14 protein-coding genes are annotated in these 15455 nt (G+C 70.6%); 13 read left to right on the forward strand and 1 reads right to left on the reverse strand.

Features of this window, described 5'->3' with window-relative positions; all coding sequences use genetic code 11:
- The first annotated feature begins 27 nt into the window (after positions 1–27).
- The 13 genes from murC to ACSJD1_RS13805 all read left to right on the forward strand — a co-directional run bounded on the left by murC (position 28) and on the right by ACSJD1_RS13805 (position 14284).
- Positions 28–1434 carry a UDP-N-acetylmuramate--L-alanine ligase gene (gene murC / locus ACSJD1_RS13745; protein ID WP_438855852.1) on the forward strand — a complete coding sequence of 469 codons (1407 nt, stop codon included), beginning with the start codon at positions 28–30 and terminating at the stop codon, positions 1432–1434.
- Positions 1435–1444: 10 nt separating this feature from the next.
- Positions 1445–2500: an FtsQ-type POTRA domain-containing protein gene (locus ACSJD1_RS13750; RefSeq protein WP_438855853.1), complete on the forward strand. Its 1056-nt coding sequence runs from the start codon at positions 1445–1447 to the stop codon at positions 2498–2500.
- A 150-nt stretch (positions 2501–2650) separates the two neighbouring features.
- Positions 2651–3850 (forward strand): cell division protein FtsZ, encoded by a 1200-nt coding sequence (ftsZ, locus tag ACSJD1_RS13755; RefSeq protein WP_438855854.1) that lies wholly within the window; start codon positions 2651–2653, stop codon positions 3848–3850.
- A gap of 46 nt (positions 3851–3896) precedes the next feature.
- Entirely contained in the window at positions 3897–4568 is a 672-nt protein-coding gene (locus ACSJD1_RS13760) for a YggS family pyridoxal phosphate-dependent enzyme (protein ID WP_438855855.1), read from the forward strand.
- Positions 4569–4604: 36 nt separating this feature from the next.
- Complete coding sequence (locus ACSJD1_RS13765) at positions 4605–5081, forward strand: cell division protein SepF (protein ID WP_438855856.1); 477 nt, start codon at positions 4605–4607, stop codon at positions 5079–5081.
- A gap of 10 nt (positions 5082–5091) precedes the next feature.
- On the forward strand, positions 5092–5409 hold the full coding sequence (locus ACSJD1_RS13770; RefSeq protein ID WP_166548517.1) for a YggT family protein: 318 nt from the start codon (positions 5092–5094) through the stop codon (positions 5407–5409).
- Positions 5410–5523: 114 nt separating this feature from the next.
- Entirely contained in the window at positions 5524–6192 is a 669-nt protein-coding gene (locus ACSJD1_RS13775) for a DivIVA domain-containing protein (RefSeq protein WP_438855857.1), read from the forward strand.
- On the forward strand, positions 6182–6787 hold the full coding sequence (lspA, locus tag ACSJD1_RS13780) for a signal peptidase II (protein WP_438855858.1): 606 nt from the start codon (positions 6182–6184) through the stop codon (positions 6785–6787). Before ACSJD1_RS13775 ends, lspA begins: the two co-directional genes overlap by 11 nt.
- Before the next feature lies 1 nt (position 6788).
- Entirely contained in the window at positions 6789–7709 is a 921-nt protein-coding gene (locus tag ACSJD1_RS13785) for an RluA family pseudouridine synthase (protein WP_438855859.1), read from the forward strand.
- Between the two features lie 141 nt (positions 7710–7850).
- Positions 7851–11321 carry a DNA polymerase III subunit alpha gene (gene dnaE / locus ACSJD1_RS13790; RefSeq protein WP_438856041.1) on the forward strand — a complete coding sequence of 1157 codons (3471 nt, stop codon included), beginning with the start codon at positions 7851–7853 and terminating at the stop codon, positions 11319–11321.
- Between the two features lie 48 nt (positions 11322–11369).
- Positions 11370–12683, forward strand: a complete 1314-nt coding sequence (gene hisD, locus ACSJD1_RS13795) for a histidinol dehydrogenase (protein WP_438855860.1) — start codon at positions 11370–11372, stop codon at positions 12681–12683.
- A 24-nt stretch (positions 12684–12707) separates the two neighbouring features.
- Positions 12708–13181, forward strand: a complete 474-nt coding sequence (gene nrdR / locus ACSJD1_RS13800) for a transcriptional regulator NrdR (protein ID WP_129233566.1) — start codon at positions 12708–12710, stop codon at positions 13179–13181.
- A 47-nt stretch (positions 13182–13228) separates the two neighbouring features.
- Entirely contained in the window at positions 13229–14284 is a 1056-nt protein-coding gene (locus ACSJD1_RS13805) for a quinone-dependent dihydroorotate dehydrogenase (RefSeq protein ID WP_438855861.1), read from the forward strand.
- A 78-nt stretch (positions 14285–14362) separates the two neighbouring features.
- Here the strand turns inward: ACSJD1_RS13805 and ACSJD1_RS13810 are convergent, their stop codons facing one another.
- Positions 14363–15421: an App1 family protein gene (locus ACSJD1_RS13810; RefSeq protein WP_438855862.1), complete on the reverse strand. Its 1059-nt coding sequence runs from the start codon at positions 15419–15421 to the stop codon at positions 14363–14365.
- Positions 15422–15455 lie beyond the last annotated feature (34 nt).

Genomic DNA, 15455 nt, shown 5'->3' on the forward strand with positions numbered 1-15455 from the left:
CCCCTCTCCAGGAAGCACCGCGATACCGTGACCATCAAGCCCGACCCCTCCATCGCGATCCCCGCCGACCTCGGCGCCGTGCACTTCATCGGCATCGGCGGTTCGGGCATGAGCGGCATCGCGCGCCTGGCGCTCGGCGCCGGCCACCGTGTGACCGGTTCCGACGTCCGCGACTCGGCGAACGTCTCGGCGCTCCGCGAGCTCGGGGCGACGATCTCGATCGGCCACGCGGCCGAGAACCTGCCCGACGAGGTCGACACGGTCGTCGTGACGGGTGCGCTCTGGCAGGACAACCCGGAGTACCAGCTGGCGCTGTCGCGTGGCCTGCCGGTGCTGCATCGCTCGCAGGCGCTCGCCTCCGTGATCTCCGGGCAGCGGCTCGTCTCGGTGGCGGGCGCCCACGGGAAGACCACCTCGACGGGCATGATCATCACCGGGCTGCTCGCACTCGGCGAGGACCCGAGCTTCGTCAACGGCGGCGTCATCGAGGAACTCGGCGTGAGCGCGGCGTCCGGCACGGGCGGGCTCTTCGTCGTCGAGGCCGACGAGTCCGACGGCTCCTTCCTCCTCTACGACACCTCGGTGGCGCTCATCACCAACGTCGACCCGGATCACCTCGACCACTACGGCTCGCTCGACGCGTTCGAGCAGGCATTCGTCGACTTCGCCGATCGCGCGAACGAGTTCGTCGTCATCTCCTCCGACGACTCGGGCGCGACGCGCGTCCGTGAGCGGCTGTCGCACGAGCGCGTGCTCACGTTCGGCGAGGCGGCGGATGCCACCTTCCGCGTGCACTCGATCGAGACCGACGGGCCCGTCTCGTTCGCCGTCGACCACGAGGGCTCGACGTACCGGGCCCGGCTGCGGATCCCGGGACGGCACAACGCGATCAACGCCGCGGGCGCGTTCGCCGTGCTGGTGGGCCTGGGATTCGATCCGGCGTCGTCGCTCGAGGGCATCTCGCGCTTCGCCGGCACCGGTCGGAGGTTCGAGCTGCACGGCGTGATCGACGGCGTCAGCGTGTACGACGACTACGCCCACCATCCGACCGAGGTGGCCGCGGCGCTCTCGGCCGCGCGCACGGTGGTCGGCGACGGTCGCATCATCGCCGTCCACCAACCGCACCTGTACAGCCGCACGCGGCTGTTCGCGAAGGAGTTCGCCGAGGTCCTCGAGCGCTTCGCCGACGAGACGGTCGTGCTCGACGTGTACGGCGCGCGCGAGGATCCCGAGCCCGGCGTCACGGGCGCGCTGGTGAGCGAGCGCTTCGAGCACCCCGATCGCGTGGCGTTCATCGCCGACTGGCAGGAGGCCGCCGACCACACGGCGCGCATCGCCCGGCCCGGCGACTTCGTGATCACGCTCGGCTGCGGCGACGTCTACCGGATCGTGCCCCAGCTGCTCGGATCGCTCGAACGCGAGCGGGATTCCTGATCGGAGTCCGGTGAAGCGGCCGCAGGGATTCGACGGAGCGCGACCGGTTCGAGCCGGGTCCGCGCCGTCCACGATCCCGCCGACCGGCGGCTCCGGCCCGACCGCCGAGGCGACTGGCGCCCGGAAGGGCAGGCCCGCCCGGCGTCCCGCGCCGACCTCGGGCGCGAAGGACCGCGACCGGAGTGCGACCGAGCCCATCGCGCTGCCCGTGGGCGATGTCGTGGTCGAGGCAGGGCCGAAGGGCTCCGCCGGCACGCGCGGGTCGGGGCGCGGTGCGGATGGCACCGGTTCCCCCCGCGACGATCGAGCCACGCGTCGGGAGCTCGCCGCAGCCGAGCGTGCCCGACGTAGGTACGAGCGGCAGGAGGTCCGGCGATTCACCCGGCGGAGCCGGCTCCGACGCGCGACCTGGATCACCGTCGTCTCCTCGGTCGTCGCCATCGGGATCGCGGCGGTCGCGGTCGCGTACTCGCCGCTCATGGCGCTGCGCGAGGTGCGGGTCGAGGGCACCTCCCGGATCGCTGCAGCGGAGGTCAGGGCCGCGTTCGACGATCGCGTCGGCACGCCGTTGCCGCTGATCGCACCGGACGAGGTCCAGCGCGCACTTGCGGCCTTCCCGCTCATCGAGACCTATGCGACCGAGACGGTGCCGCCGGGCACGCTGGTCGTGCGGATCGTCGAGCGCACGCCGGTCGGGGTGCTCGACACGTCGTCGGGGCTGATGGCGGTGGATGCCGCGGGCGTGGTCGTGGAGCGGGTGGAGGAGATCCCGGATGGACTCCCGCTGATCGAGGTCGAGGGCGGCGTCGACGGCGCGGCGTTCATCGCGGCCGGACGCGTCCTGCGCAGCCTTCCGCCCGAAGTGCGTGCGGCGATCGCGTCGGTCACGGCCGAGTCCGCCGACGACGTCCGGTTCGAGCTGGAGGAGGGCTCGAGCGTGGTCTGGGGGAGCGCCGACGATGCGGCGCTCAAGGCGACCGTCCTGCGCGACCTGATGGCGGCCGCGCCGCCCGACCAGGTCGCGCGCTACGACGTCTCCGCCCCGCTCAGCCCGGTCACCGGATGAGACACGGCGGTCGGGATCGCGACACGCCGGGACCGGCGAGCGAACGGCCCCGTGCCGCCCCCTAACGTTCGATTCAGGAATTGCATACTCGGCAAAACTTTAACCTTCGAGTAGAGGTTCAGGGTTTAGAGTTCGCAGAGAGGGCCGGACATGTCGACAAACCAGAACTACCTCGCCGTCATCAAGGTCGTCGGCATCGGCGGCGGCGGTGTCAACGCCGTCAACCGGATGATCGAACTCGGCCTCCGCGGCGTCGAGTTCATCGCGATCAACACCGACGCCCAGGCATTGCTCATGTCCGACGCCGACGTCAAGCTCGACGTCGGGCGCGACCTGACCCGAGGGCTCGGTGCGGGTGCCGACCCCGAGGTGGGACGACGCGCGGCCGAGGATCACGCGGAGGAGATCGAGGAGGCGCTCGCGGGCGCCGACATGGTCTTCGTCACCGCCGGCGAGGGCGGCGGCACCGGCACGGGGGGAGCCCCGGTCGTGGCGCGCATCGCGAAGTCGATCGGCGCGCTGACGATCGGCGTCGTGACGAAGCCGTTCAGCTTCGAGGGCAAGCGTCGCCAGACCCAGGCCGAGCAGGGTGTCGCGCGCCTGAAGGAAGAAGTCGACACCCTCATCGTCGTGCCGAACGACCGCCTGCTCGAGATCAGCGATCGCGGGATCTCGATGCTCGAGGCCTTCGCCACCGCCGACCAGGTGCTCCTGGCCGGTGTGCAGGGCATCACCGACCTCATCACGACGCCCGGCCTCATCAACCTCGACTTCGCCGACGTGAAGTCGGTGATGCAGGGTGCGGGATCCGCCCTCATGGGGATCGGCTCCTCACGGGGCGCCGATCGAGCGATCAAGGCCGCCGAGCTCGCGGTCGCGAGTCCGCTGCTCGAAGCCTCGATCGACGGCGCTCACGGCGTGCTGCTCTCGATCCAGGGCGGGTCGAATCTGGGTATCTTCGAGATCAACGACGCGGCCAGGCTCGTCCAGGAGGCCGTGCACCCCGAGGCGAACATCATCTTCGGTGCGGTGATCGACGACACGCTCGGCGACGAGGTCCGCGTGACGGTGATCGCCGCAGGCTTCGACGGCGGCGACCCGATGCCGAGGACCGCGGAGCTCCGCCAGCCGACCGCCGTCCCGGCGGCGGTCGGAGCGTCCGCCGCCGGCGGGGCAGGCTCGGGACTCCTGGGCGGCGAGGCGGTCGAGGGCATCACCGAGATCGACATCGAGGAACTCGTCGAGACCGCCAACTGGGGCGAGGCCAGCGCGACCGCCGACCAGATCGTCTCCGATCCGGCGTTCGGCGACGAGTCGGACGACCTCGACATCCCCGACTTCCTGAAGTGATCGCTCGCGCGCCGAGGCGCCGCCCGGACCTCCCGGGCGGCGTCTCGTGAGCGGGCTCGCAGAACGGCTCGAGTCGGTCCGTTCCGGCGTCGCCGAGGCGGCACGCGACGCGGGCCGGGACCCAGGGGACATCACCACGATCGTCGTGACGAAGTTCCACCCGGAGTCGCTCATCCGCGAACTCGCGAGCCTCGGCGTCCGCGACATCGGGGAGAACCGCCACCAGGAGGCGCAGGCCAAGGCCCGTGCGCTCGCCGACCTCGACCTGCGCTGGCACTTCGTCGGGCAGCTGCAGAGCAAGAAGGCGCGGCAGGTGCGCGCCTACGCCTCGGTGATCCACTCCATCGACCGCGACTCGCTCGTGGACGCGCTGCGCTCCGACGAGGCGACCGTGGACGGCTTCATCCAGGTCAACCTGACCGTGGACCCCGGGCGCGGGGGAGTCGCCCCCCAGGTGCTCGAGCCCATGGTCGAGCGCGTCCTCGCCACGCCCGGGATCCGACTGCTCGGCCTGATGGCGGTCGCGCCGCTCGACGAGCCGGCGCGGGCCGCCTTCGCGCGCGTCCGGTCGCTGTCCGAACGCGTCCGATCGATCGCGCCCGCCGCGACGGCGTTGTCGATGGGCATGTCCCACGACTATCGCGACGCGATCCTGGAGGGTGCGACACACCTTCGGATCGGCACGGCAATCACGGGGAACCGGCCGACCGGAGGCTAGCCTCGGAATCACGGAACCACCCTGACGGAGGCAGCGATGTCGAACCCGCTCAAGAAGACCATGGTCTACCTGGGACTCGCCGACGAGGAGCTCGAGCCGGAGTCGCCTCCGGCCGCCGCGTCACCGGCGCCGGTCGTGCACGCCGCGCCCGCACCGGCACCCAAGGGCGGCGCCGCCGTCACCCCCCTCCGAAAGCACCACGTGCAACCGACACCCCCGCAGGCGGAGATGAACGAGATCCTCACGGTGCACCCGCGCCAGTACCGAGACGCCCAGGTGATCGCCGAGTCCTTCAGGGAGGGCGTCCCGGTGATCATCAACCTGTCCCAGATGTCCGACGCCGACGCACGTCGACTCATCGACTTCGCGAGCGGGCTCTCGCAGGGCCTCCACGGCAAGATCGAGCGCGTGACGAGCAAGGTGTTCCTGCTCTCGCCGGCGCACGTCGTCGTGTCGGGCGAGGCGGGCGAGGGGGAGGCCGACGTGGATTCCTCCTTCTTCTCGCACGCGTAGACTCCCGGACGTGAGCGCACTCGCTGTCGTCTGGAACCTCGTCTACACGCTCCTCCTCATCTACTTCTTCGTGATGTGGGCGCGGTTCGTCCTCGACCTGGTGCGGACGTTCAATCGATCGTGGCGACCCCGCGGGGTCGTGCTGGTGCTCGTCGAGGCCGTCTACACCGTGACCGACCCGCTGGTGCGCTTCTTCCGACGGCTGATCCCGCCGATCCGCCTCGGTCAGGTGGCGCTGGATCTCGGTTGGAGCGTCGCCATGCTCGTCGTCATCATCGCGATGACCGTCGTCTCGTGGCTTGCGGCGGGCGCCGCAGCGGCCGCCTGAGTCGAGCGCGATCGGGGCGCGCCATCCGGCCGACGCTCTGCGGCAGCGAGGTTCTCTTTGCTACCGTTAGCAGAACGTGATCGAACCGTTCGACAGATTTGAGGGTGGGAAGCCATGGCGCTAACTCCGGAAGATGTGGTCAACAAGCGCTTCCAGGCGACGAAGTTCCGGGAGGGCTACGACCAGGACGAAGTCGACGACTTCCTCGACGAGGTGGTCGTCGAGCTGCGCCGCCTGAACCAGGAGAACGAGGAGCTTCGCCAGCGCCTCGCCGCCGCCGAGTCGCGCTCCACGGAGGGTGCCGGAGCCCCCGCCGCAGCGCCGGCTCCGGCCCAGACGTACGCCGAGCCGGCCGCGGCTGCTCCGACCGTCGCGGTGCCCACGCAGACGGCGATGCCGCAGTCCGAGATCGACGAGCAGACGAGCACCACGAACCTCCTGCAGCTGGCACGTCGACTCCACGAGGAGCACGTGCGCGAGGGTGTCGAGAAGCGCGATGCGCTGATCGCCGAGGGGCACGCCACCGCCGCTCGCATCGTCGCCGAGGCCGAGGCCAAGCAGCGCGCGCAGATGGGCATCCTCGACCAGGAGCGCGTCGCGCTCGAGAAGCGGGTCGACGAGCTCCGCGTGTTCGAGCGCGACTACCGCGCGAAGCTGAAGAGCTACATCGAGGGCCAGCTGCGCGACCTCGACACGGCGCAGCCGGTTCAGGTCGGCGGTGGCTACGCCCCGACGACGTCGGGCGAGCAGCCCGCCCCGACCTTCCAGGGCTTTGGCGGCTGAGCGAACGGCCAGGCTCGGCGTCACCGCACTGCTGGTCCTGGTCGGCGTCGCGATCACGGTCTACGCCGTCGACCAGGTCAGCAAGTACTTCGTCGTCACGACCCTCGCCGAGGGTGAGACCGTTCAGGTGATCGGCGACCTGCTGCACTGGCAGTTCGTCCGGAATCCGGGGGCGGCGTTCTCCTTCGCGAGCGGCATGACCTGGGTGTTCACGATCCTCGCGGCGGGCGTGATCACCTTCATCATCTGGTTCGCCCGTCGCATCCGCTCGATCGCCTGGGCGCTCGTGTTCGGGCTCCTGCTCGGCGGCGTGCTCGGCAACCTGACCGACCGCCTCCTCCGAGAGCCGGGCTTCGGCATCGGACACGTGATCGACTTCATCTCGACGCCCTGGATGCTGCCGGCGATCTACAACGTGGCCGACATCGCCATCGTGTCGAGCATGATCCTGTTCATGATCCTGACGATCCGGGGCATCGGGCTCGATGGTTCGCGACCGGTGCGCGACGGCGACGGTTCGGACGCCACGGCGCCCGAGCCGGGCCGTGAAGCGCGAGGCGGCGGCTCGCCGGCCGAACTCGCACGCGAGTCCTGACGTGGAGCACCGCGCACTGCCCGTCCCGGACGGGCTCGACGGCGTTCGCGTGGACGCCGGGATCGCGAAGCTGCTCGGCTTCTCCCGAACCCAGGCCGCGGAGTTCGCCGAGGCGGGTGGCGTCAGCCTCGACGGACGAGCCGTCGACAAGTCCGACCGACTCCGCGCCGGCGCCTGGCTCGAGGTGAGCTGGGCGCCGCCTCGGACACTCGAGATCGAGCCGATCCCGGTGCCCGACCTCGGGATCGTCCACGACGACGAGCACATCGTCGTCGTGGACAAGCCGGCCGGGGTGGCCGCCCACCCGTCGCTCGGCTGGGAGGGCCCGACCGTGGTCGGTGCGCTCGCGGCATCCGGCTACCGGATCTCGACGTCCGGCGCCCCCGAGCGCCAGGGCGTCGTGCACCGACTGGACGCCGGCACGAGCGGCCTGATGGTCGTGGCCAAGTCCGAGACGGCGTACACCGCGCTCAAGCGCGCGTTCCACGATCGCGAGGTCGAGAAGATCTACCACGCAGTGGTTCAGGGGCTGCCGGATCCACTCGCGGGCACCATCGACGCCCCGGTCGGGCGGCATCCGCGTTCCGAGTGGAAGTTCGCCGTCACGGTCGACGGCAAGCACGCCGTGACCCATTACGAGACCATCGAGGCGTTCCCGTACGCCTCGCTGCTCGAGATCCACCTCGAGACCGGCCGGACGCACCAGATCCGCGTCCACATGTCGGCGCAGCGGCACCCGTGCGCGGGCGACACGATGTACGGCGCCGATCCCACGCTGAGCGCGCGGCTCGGGCTCACCCGGCAGTGGCTGCACGCGCGGCAGCTCTCGTTCACGCATCCGGGCACGGGGGAGTGGGCGACCTACGAGTCCGACTACCCGGACGACCTGCAGCACGCGCTCGACGTGCTCTCCGGCGACTGACCCTCCGCCGCGCCGACCGCTCGGTGCCGGTGGCGGCCAATAGACTGCAAGCACCCCCAGAACCGCTCGCTGCACCATTCGATGAGGAGCCCTGTGGCCGCCGATTCCTTCGTCCACCTGCACGTCCACTCCGAGTACTCGATGCTCGACGGGGCGGCCCGGGTGGGCGAGCTGATGAAGGCCGCCGCGGCCGAGGGCATGCCGGCCGTCGCCGTGACCGACCACGGCAACGTGTTCGGCGCGTACGACTTCTGGAAGCAGGCGACGGATGCCGGGGTGAAGCCCATCATCGGGACCGAGGCGTACCTCACGCCGGGCACGCACCGGAGCGACAAGACGCGCGTCCGATGGGGCAACGGCGGCGGCGACGACGTCTCGGGTTCCGGTGCGTACACCCACATGACGCTGCTCTCGGAGACCACCGAGGGCATGCACAACCTGTTCCGGCTCTCGAGCCGGGCATCGATCGAGGGCTACTACTTCAAGCCGCGGATGGATCGCGAGCTGCTGCAGACCTACTCGAAGGGGCTCATCGCCACGACCGGCTGTCCGTCCGGCGAGGTGCAGACCCGGCTGCGGCTGGGACAGTACGACGAAGCGGTCGCCGCGGCGGCCGAATTCCGCGACATCTTCGGCAGGGAGAACTTCTTCGCCGAGATCATGGATCACGGGCTCGGCATCGAGAAGCGCATCATGGACGACCTGTTGCGGCTGGCCAAGCAGCTCGACCTCCCGCTGGTCGCCACGAACGACCTGCACTACACGCACGCGCACGACGCGAAGAGCCACGCCGCGCTGCTGTGCGTCCAGTCGGGATCGACCCTCGACGACCCGAATCGCTTCAAGTTCGACGCCGACGAGTTCTACCTGAAGTCCGCGACCGAGATGCGGCACCTCTTCCGCGACCACCCCGAGGCGTGCGACAACACGCTGCTCATCGCCGAGCGATGCGACGTGCAGTTCAACACCAGCGCGAACTACATGCCGCGCTATCCGGTCCCGTCCGGGGAGGACGAGCAGAGCTGGTTCGTGAAGGAGGTCGAGAAGGGCCTCCACGAGCGCTACCCGGCGGGCATCCCGGACGAGGTGCGGAAGCAGGCCGACTACGAGGTCGGCGTCATCTCGCAGATGGGGTTCCCCGGCTACTTCCTCGTCGTCGCCGACTTCATCAACTGGTCGAAGGACAACGGCATCCGGGTGGGTCCGGGTCGTGGCTCCGGCGCCGGCTCGATGGCGGCGTACGCCATGCGGATCACCGACATCGACCCCCTCCAGCACGGCCTCATCTTCGAGCGCTTCCTGAACCCCGACCGCGTCTCCATGCCCGACTTCGACGTGGACTTCGACGAGCGTCGTCGCGGCGAGGTCATCAAGTACGTCACCGACAAGTACGGCGACGAGCGCGTGGCGCAGATCGTCACCTACGGCACGATCAAGGCCAAGCAGGCGCTGAAGGACTCCAGCCGCGTGCTCGGGTTCCCATTCGGCATGGGGGAGAAGCTGACGAAGGCGATGCCCCCCGCGGTGATGGGCAAGGACATCCCGCTCTCCGGCATCCTCGACAAGGACCACCCGCGCTACAAGGAGGCCGGCGACATCCGCGCCCTCATCGAGACGGATGCCGAGGCGAAGACCGTCTTCGACACGGCGCTGGGGCTCGAGAACCTCAAGCGCCAGTGGGGCGTGCACGCCGCGGGCGTCATCATGTCGAGCGAGCCGCTGATCGACATCATCCCGATCATGAAGCGGGAGCAGGACGGCCAGATCGTCACGCAGTTCGACTACCCCGCCTGCGAGTCGCTCGGCCTGATCAAGATGGACTTCCTGGGCCTCAGGAACCTGACCATCATCGACGACGCGCTCGACAACATCGAGGCCAACCGCGGCTTCCGCCCCGTGCTCGAGGACCTCGAGCTCGACGACCCCGAGGCGTACGCGCTCCTCTCCCGCGGTGACACGCTCGGGGTCTTCCAGCTCGACGGCGGTCCGATGCGATCGCTGCTGCGGCAGATGAAGCCCGACAACTTCGAGGACATCTCGGCCGTCATCGCGCTCTACCGTCCGGGCCCGATGGGCGCGAACTCGCACACGAACTACGCGCTGCGCAAGAACGGGCTGCAGGAGATCACGCCGATCCACCCCGAGTTCGCGGAGTCGCTGAAGGACATCCTCGACACCAGCTACGGCCTCATCATCTACCAGGAGCAGGTCATGGCCATCGCGCAGCGCGTCGCGGGCTTCAGCCTGGGCCAGGCCGACATCCTGCGTCGCGCGATGGGCAAGAAGAAGAAGTCCGAGCTCGACAAGCAGTACGAGGGCTTCTCCGGCGGGATGAAGGCGAACGGCTACTCGGATGCCGCGATCCAGAAGCTCTGGGAGATCCTGCTCCCCTTCTCCGATTACGCGTTCAACAAGGCGCACTCCGCGGCCTACGGCGTGCTCAGCTACTGGACCGCCTACCTCAAGGCGCACTACCCCGCCGAGTACATGGCGGCCCTGCTCACGAGCGTCGGCGACGCGCGCGACAAGCTGGCGCTCTACCTCAACGAGTGCCGCCGGATGGGCATCAAGGTGCTTCCGCCCGACGTGAACGAGTCGATCGGATTCTTCGCCGCCGTCGGCGACGACATCCGCTTCGGCCTCGGTGCCGTCCGCAACGTCGGCTTCAACGTGGTCGATGCGATCCGCGCGTCGCGCGACGCGAAGGGGCGCTTCGAGACCTTCCACGACTTCCTGAAGAAGGTGCCGACGCAGGTCGCGAACAAGCGCACCGTCGAGTCGCTCGTGAAGGCGGGGGCGTTCGACTCGCTCGGCCACACGCGACGCGCGCTCGTCGAGATCCACGAGGGCGCCGTCGAGGCGGCCGTGAAGGAGAAGCGCGCCGAGGAGAACGGCGACGTCGGCTTCGACTTCGACAGCCTCTTCGAGGACCACGAGAAGGAGGCCGCGCCGTCGCCGGTGCCCGATCGGCCGGAGTGGGCCAAGCGCGACAAGCTGGCCTTCGAGCGAGAGATGCTCGGCCTCTACGTCTCAGACCACCCGCTCGCGGGGTTGGAGGCGACGCTCGCGAAGCACGCCTCGACGACGATCACCGACCTGATGAGCTCCGACGGTACCCAGGACGGCGACGTCGCGACGATCGCCGGTCTCGTGACGAGCGTGCAGCATCGCGTCGCCCGCCAGTCCGGCAACCAGTACGGCATGATCCAGGTCGAGGACTTCTCGGGCGAGATCACCGTGATGTTCATGGGCAAGGCGTACCAGGAGTTCGCGCCCGCCCTGAAGGGCGACTCGATCGTCGTCGTCCGAGGCCGGGTCAGCATGCGCGACGACGGCATGAACCTGCACGCCTACAGCGTCTTCGAGCCCGAGGTCGGACAGGACGACGGCACCGGGCCCGTCGTGATCTCGCTGCCCGACGTGCGGGCGACCACCGACACGATCACGGCGCTCGGCGACGTGCTCATCCGCCACCGCGGCGACACCGAGGTGCGGCTGAAGCTCACGAAGGGACGGACCGCACGCGTGTTCGAACTGCCGTACCCGGTCGCGGTGAGCGCCGACTTCTACGGCGAGCTGAAGAGCCTCCTCGGGCCGAACTGCCTCACGTGACGTCGCTCCCAGCGGCCGTTCCGCACGGATCGCTAGGCTGAGCGGGCCATGCTACGCACGATCGACCTCCGAGGCACCCGTCCGACCGCGTCCGAGCTGCTCGAGCTCGTCCCGAGGGCCGCGACCGACGTCGCCGCCGCACTCGAGCCCGCACGGGCGCTCATCGACGACGTGCGCGCGCGGGGGGAGGCGGCGCTGCTCGACCAGGCCGAGCGGTTCGACCGGGTCCGGCCGCGGGCCGTTCGGGTGCCGGCCGGCGAGCTCGCCGCCGCGCGGGACGCACTGCGGCCCGACGTGCGTCGCGCCGTCGAATCGACCATCGACCGCGTCCGTGCCGCGAGCGCCGCGCAGGTGCCCGCGCCCGAGCGCACGGTGCTCGCGACGGGAGCGGTCGTCGAGCAGCGGTGGCAGCCGGTCGGCCGCGTGGGGCTCTACGTGCCTGGCGGCAAGGCCGTCTACCCGTCGAGCGTCGTCATGAACGTCGTACCGGCCCAGGTCGCCGGCGTGCGGTCGATCGCCCTCGCCTCGCCCGCGCAGGCCGCGCACGGCGGGCGGATCCATCCGACGATCGCCGGGGTCGCGGGCCTCCTCGGCATCGACGAGGTCTACGCGATGGGCGGCGCGGGGGCCATCGGCGCGTTCGCCTTCGGCGTGCCCGAACTCGGCCTCGAGTCCGTGCAGCGGGTCACCGGCCCGGGCAACGTCTTCGTCGCCGCCGCCAAGCGCGTCGTGCAGGGCGTCACGGGCATCGACGCCGAGGCAGGGCCGACCGACATCCTCGTGATCGCCGACGACGCGGCCGACCCCGACTTCGTGGCATCCGACCTCGTCAGCCAGGCCGAGCACGACGAGCTCGCCGCGGCCGTGCTCGTGACGGACTCGGTCGGCTTCGCCGAGCGGGTCGCCGAACGGCTCGTCGTCCGCTCGACCGAGACCCGCCACTCCGATCGGGTGCGCGCGGCGCTCGAGGGCGTGCAGTCTGCGGTCGTACTCGTCGACGACCTCGCGCAGGCCGCCGACTTCGCGAATGCGTTCGGCGCCGAGCACCTCGAGATCCAGGTCCGGGATGCGGACGCGGTGCTCGCCCGCATCGAGAACGCGGGCGCGATCTTCATCGGGCCGTACTCGCCGGTGAGCCTCGGCGACTACGCCGCGGGCTCGAACCACGTCCTGCCCACGGGCGGCCAGTCCCGCCACGCAGCTGGGCTCTCCGCGGCGACGTTCCTGCGTCCGCAGCAGGTGGTGCGCTACGACGAGGCCGCGCTGCGCGCGGTCGCGCCGATCATCGCGACGCTCTCCGAGGAGGAGGACCTCCCGGCCCACGGCGAGGCGGTCGGCGCCCGCTTCGGAGAGCGGCACTGATCCCGGCGCTACGCTGAGAGCACCATGTACTGCCCCTTCTGCCGCCATCCCGATTCCCGCGTCATCGACTCGAGGACGAGCGACGACGGCCTGTCGATCCGCCGCCGCCGCCAGTGCCCGGAATGCGGTCGTCGATTCTCGACCACCGAGACGGCGAGCCTCGCCGTGATCAAGCGCTCGGGCGTGATCGAGCCGTTCAGTCGCGAGAAGGTCGTGCTCGGTGTGAAGAAGGCCTGCCAGGGCCGGCCCGTGACCGACTCCGACCTCGCCGTGCTCGCGCAGAAGGTCGAGGAGACGATCCGTTCGACCGGCGCCTCGCAGATCGAGGCGAACGACATCGGGCTGGCCATCCTGCCGCCGCTGCGGGAACTCGACGAGGTCGCCTACCTGCGCTTCGCGAGCGTGTACCAGGCGTTCGAGTCGCTGGACGACTTCGAGTCGGCGATCGAGGCCCTCCGCGAGGAGCACGGCCGGCTGCCGGCCCGGCCCGCGGAGTGACGAGGGCGTCGGGCGCCCCGACCCCGCTCCGGTAGCCTGATCCAGGCATGTATCGACTCCTCTTCTCCCTGGTCTTCTCGCGCATGGACCCCGAGCGCGCCCACCACCTCGCGTTCCGCGTCATCCGCGCGCTCCCGACGCTCGGAGTCGGCCGGCTCGTCGAGCGTGCGACCGGCCCCGCACCCGAGCTCGCCGTCGAAGCGCTCGGCCTGCGCTTCCCCTCCCCGTTCGGCGTCGCCGCCGGCTTCGACAAGGACGCGCTCGCGGTCGTCGGCCTCGGCAACCTCGGCTTCGGCCACGTCGAGGTCGGCACGATCACCGCGCTGCCGCAGCCCGGCAACGAGCGCCCGAGGCTCTTCCGCCTGATCGCGGACCGCGCGCTCGTGAACCGGATGGGCTTCAACAACGGCGGGGCGGATGCCGCGGCCGGCCGGGTCTCGCGGCTGTCGCGTCGTCGTCATCGCCCCGTGCTCGGCGTCAACATCGGCAAGAGCAGGGTGACGCCCGTCGAGGAGGCGACCGAGGACTACGTGCGGAGCACGAAGGTGCTCGCCCCGCACGCCGACTACCTCGTCGTGAACGTCAGCTCGCCGAACACGCCCGGCCTGCGCGGCCTGCAGGAGCTCGACGCGCTCGCGCCGCTGCTCGAGGCCGTCCGCGCGGCGGCGGGCCGGACCCCGCTGCTCGTGAAGATCGCGCCGGACCTCGAGGATGCGGAGCTCGTGCGGATCTGCGAGCTCGTCGTCCGACTCGGCCTGGACGGCATCATCGCCACGAACACCACGATCTCGCGGGCCGGGCTCGTCACGCCCGCGGCGGAGGTCGAGGCGATCGGCGCCGGCGGACTGTCCGGTGCGCCGCTGGCGGTGCGATCGCTCGAAGCGCTGAAGCTCATCCGCGAACAGGTGCCCTCCGGCCTCTGCGTCGTCTCCGTGGGCGGCGTCGAGACCGCCGAGGACGTGCAGGAGCGGCTCGACGCGGGCGCGACCCTCGTCCAGGGCTACACCGCGTTCATCTACCGAGGACCGCTGTGGGCGCGGCAGGTCAACCGCGGGCTCGCGCGGATCCGCCGCGAGCGCCGGGCCGCGGCATCCGTCGCCTGAGCCGCCCGCGCACGGGGGCCGGCGCGATCCGGTCGGCCGGGCCGGCCGCGGAGTGATCCGGGCGCGGGTGCGACGGCCTCAGAGCATCCCGACGTCGGAGAGCCGGTCGGCGAGCGTCGCACCGTCGCTCGCGGAGACCCACGGCACGTCGGCGCCGTGCTGCTCCGACTTCGTGCGCCCACCCGCGAGGACGGCCTCGCCGGGCGAGAGCTCGCGGATCGCGATCGCCGCGACGTTGTCCGGATGCTCGCGCGCGAAGGCCGCGTAGAGTTCCTCGTCGTGCTGCCCGTCGTCGCCGATCATGAGCCAGCGGACGTTCGGGAACTCATCCGCGAGGCGACTGAGGTTGTCGGTCTTGTGCTCGCGTCCGCTGCGGAACCATCGATCGTGGGTCGGGCCCCAGTCGGTGAGCAGCAGGGGGCCGGCCGGATAGAGGTTGCGGGAGAGGAACCGGGTGAGCGTGGGGGCGACGTTCCACGCACCCGTCGAGAGGTAGATCACCGGCGAGCCCGGATGGCGACGCGCGAGGCGCTCGTACAGCACCGCCATGCCCGGAGTGGGGCTGCGCGCGTGCTCGTCGAGGACGAACGTGTTCCACGCCGCCACGAACGGCCGGGGGAGGGCGGTGACCATGACGGTGTCGTCGACGTCGGAGATGATCCCGAAGTCGACGTCGGGTCCGACGACCCGGATGGGCGCCTCGACGGGCTCGGCGCCGTGCGTGTGGAGCACGACGTGGTTCCACCCGGGCTCCAGGTGCACCGGGATCTTCGTGTCGACGACGCCGCCGCGGTCCGCGAGGACCTCGATCCGCTCGCCTCCGACCTCGATGGTCACCGGTACGTCGCCGACCGGAACGCTCGTGAAGCTCCGCCACCCCCGGATGCCCTGCTCACGCCGCTGACGGCGGCGCTTGGACGTGTCGTCCGGCCGGATCGGCTTCGAGAGGAGCACGCGGCAGAGCACGCGCACCCATTCCGTGGAGCCGTATCCGGTGTACGGAACCACCGTGGGCACGTGACCACGGCTGCGCGCCCACCGTTCGCGGACGTCGTGGATCCAGTCCTCGGCGCGTGCGGCACCGTGCCGGGCCGGCCGACGCCGGGGACCGGCCGGGTCGGGGGAACTCACCGGCATCACGCCAGTCTTTCACGTACCCGCGCGTCGAAGC

Source organism: Agromyces excoecariae (assembly GCF_051715505.1).
Lineage (GTDB): Bacteria > Actinomycetota > Actinomycetes > Actinomycetales > Microbacteriaceae > Agromyces.

Bases quoted from the DNA above. Each gene is read 5' to 3' on its own strand.
- ACSJD1_RS13810 (WP_438855862.1), bottom strand. From the start codon at position 15,421: ATGCCGGTGAGTTCCCCCGACCCGGCCGGTCCCCGGCGTCGGCCGGCC.
- hisD (WP_438855860.1), top strand. From the start codon at position 11,370: ATGCTACGCACGATCGACCTCCGAGGCACCCGTCCGACCGCGTCCGAG.
- ACSJD1_RS13805 (WP_438855861.1), top strand. From the start codon at position 13,229: ATGTATCGACTCCTCTTCTCCCTGGTCTTCTCGCGCATGGACCCCGAG.
- nrdR (WP_129233566.1), top strand. From the start codon at position 12,708: ATGTACTGCCCCTTCTGCCGCCATCCCGATTCCCGCGTCATCGACTCG.
- ftsZ (WP_438855854.1), top strand. From the start codon at position 2,651: ATGTCGACAAACCAGAACTACCTCGCCGTCATCAAGGTCGTCGGCATC.
- dnaE (WP_438856041.1), top strand. From the start codon at position 7,851: ATGCTCGACGGGGCGGCCCGGGTGGGCGAGCTGATGAAGGCCGCCGCG.
- ACSJD1_RS13775 (WP_438855857.1), top strand. From the start codon at position 5,524: ATGGCGCTAACTCCGGAAGATGTGGTCAACAAGCGCTTCCAGGCGACG.
- ACSJD1_RS13765 (WP_438855856.1), top strand. From the start codon at position 4,605: ATGTCGAACCCGCTCAAGAAGACCATGGTCTACCTGGGACTCGCCGAC.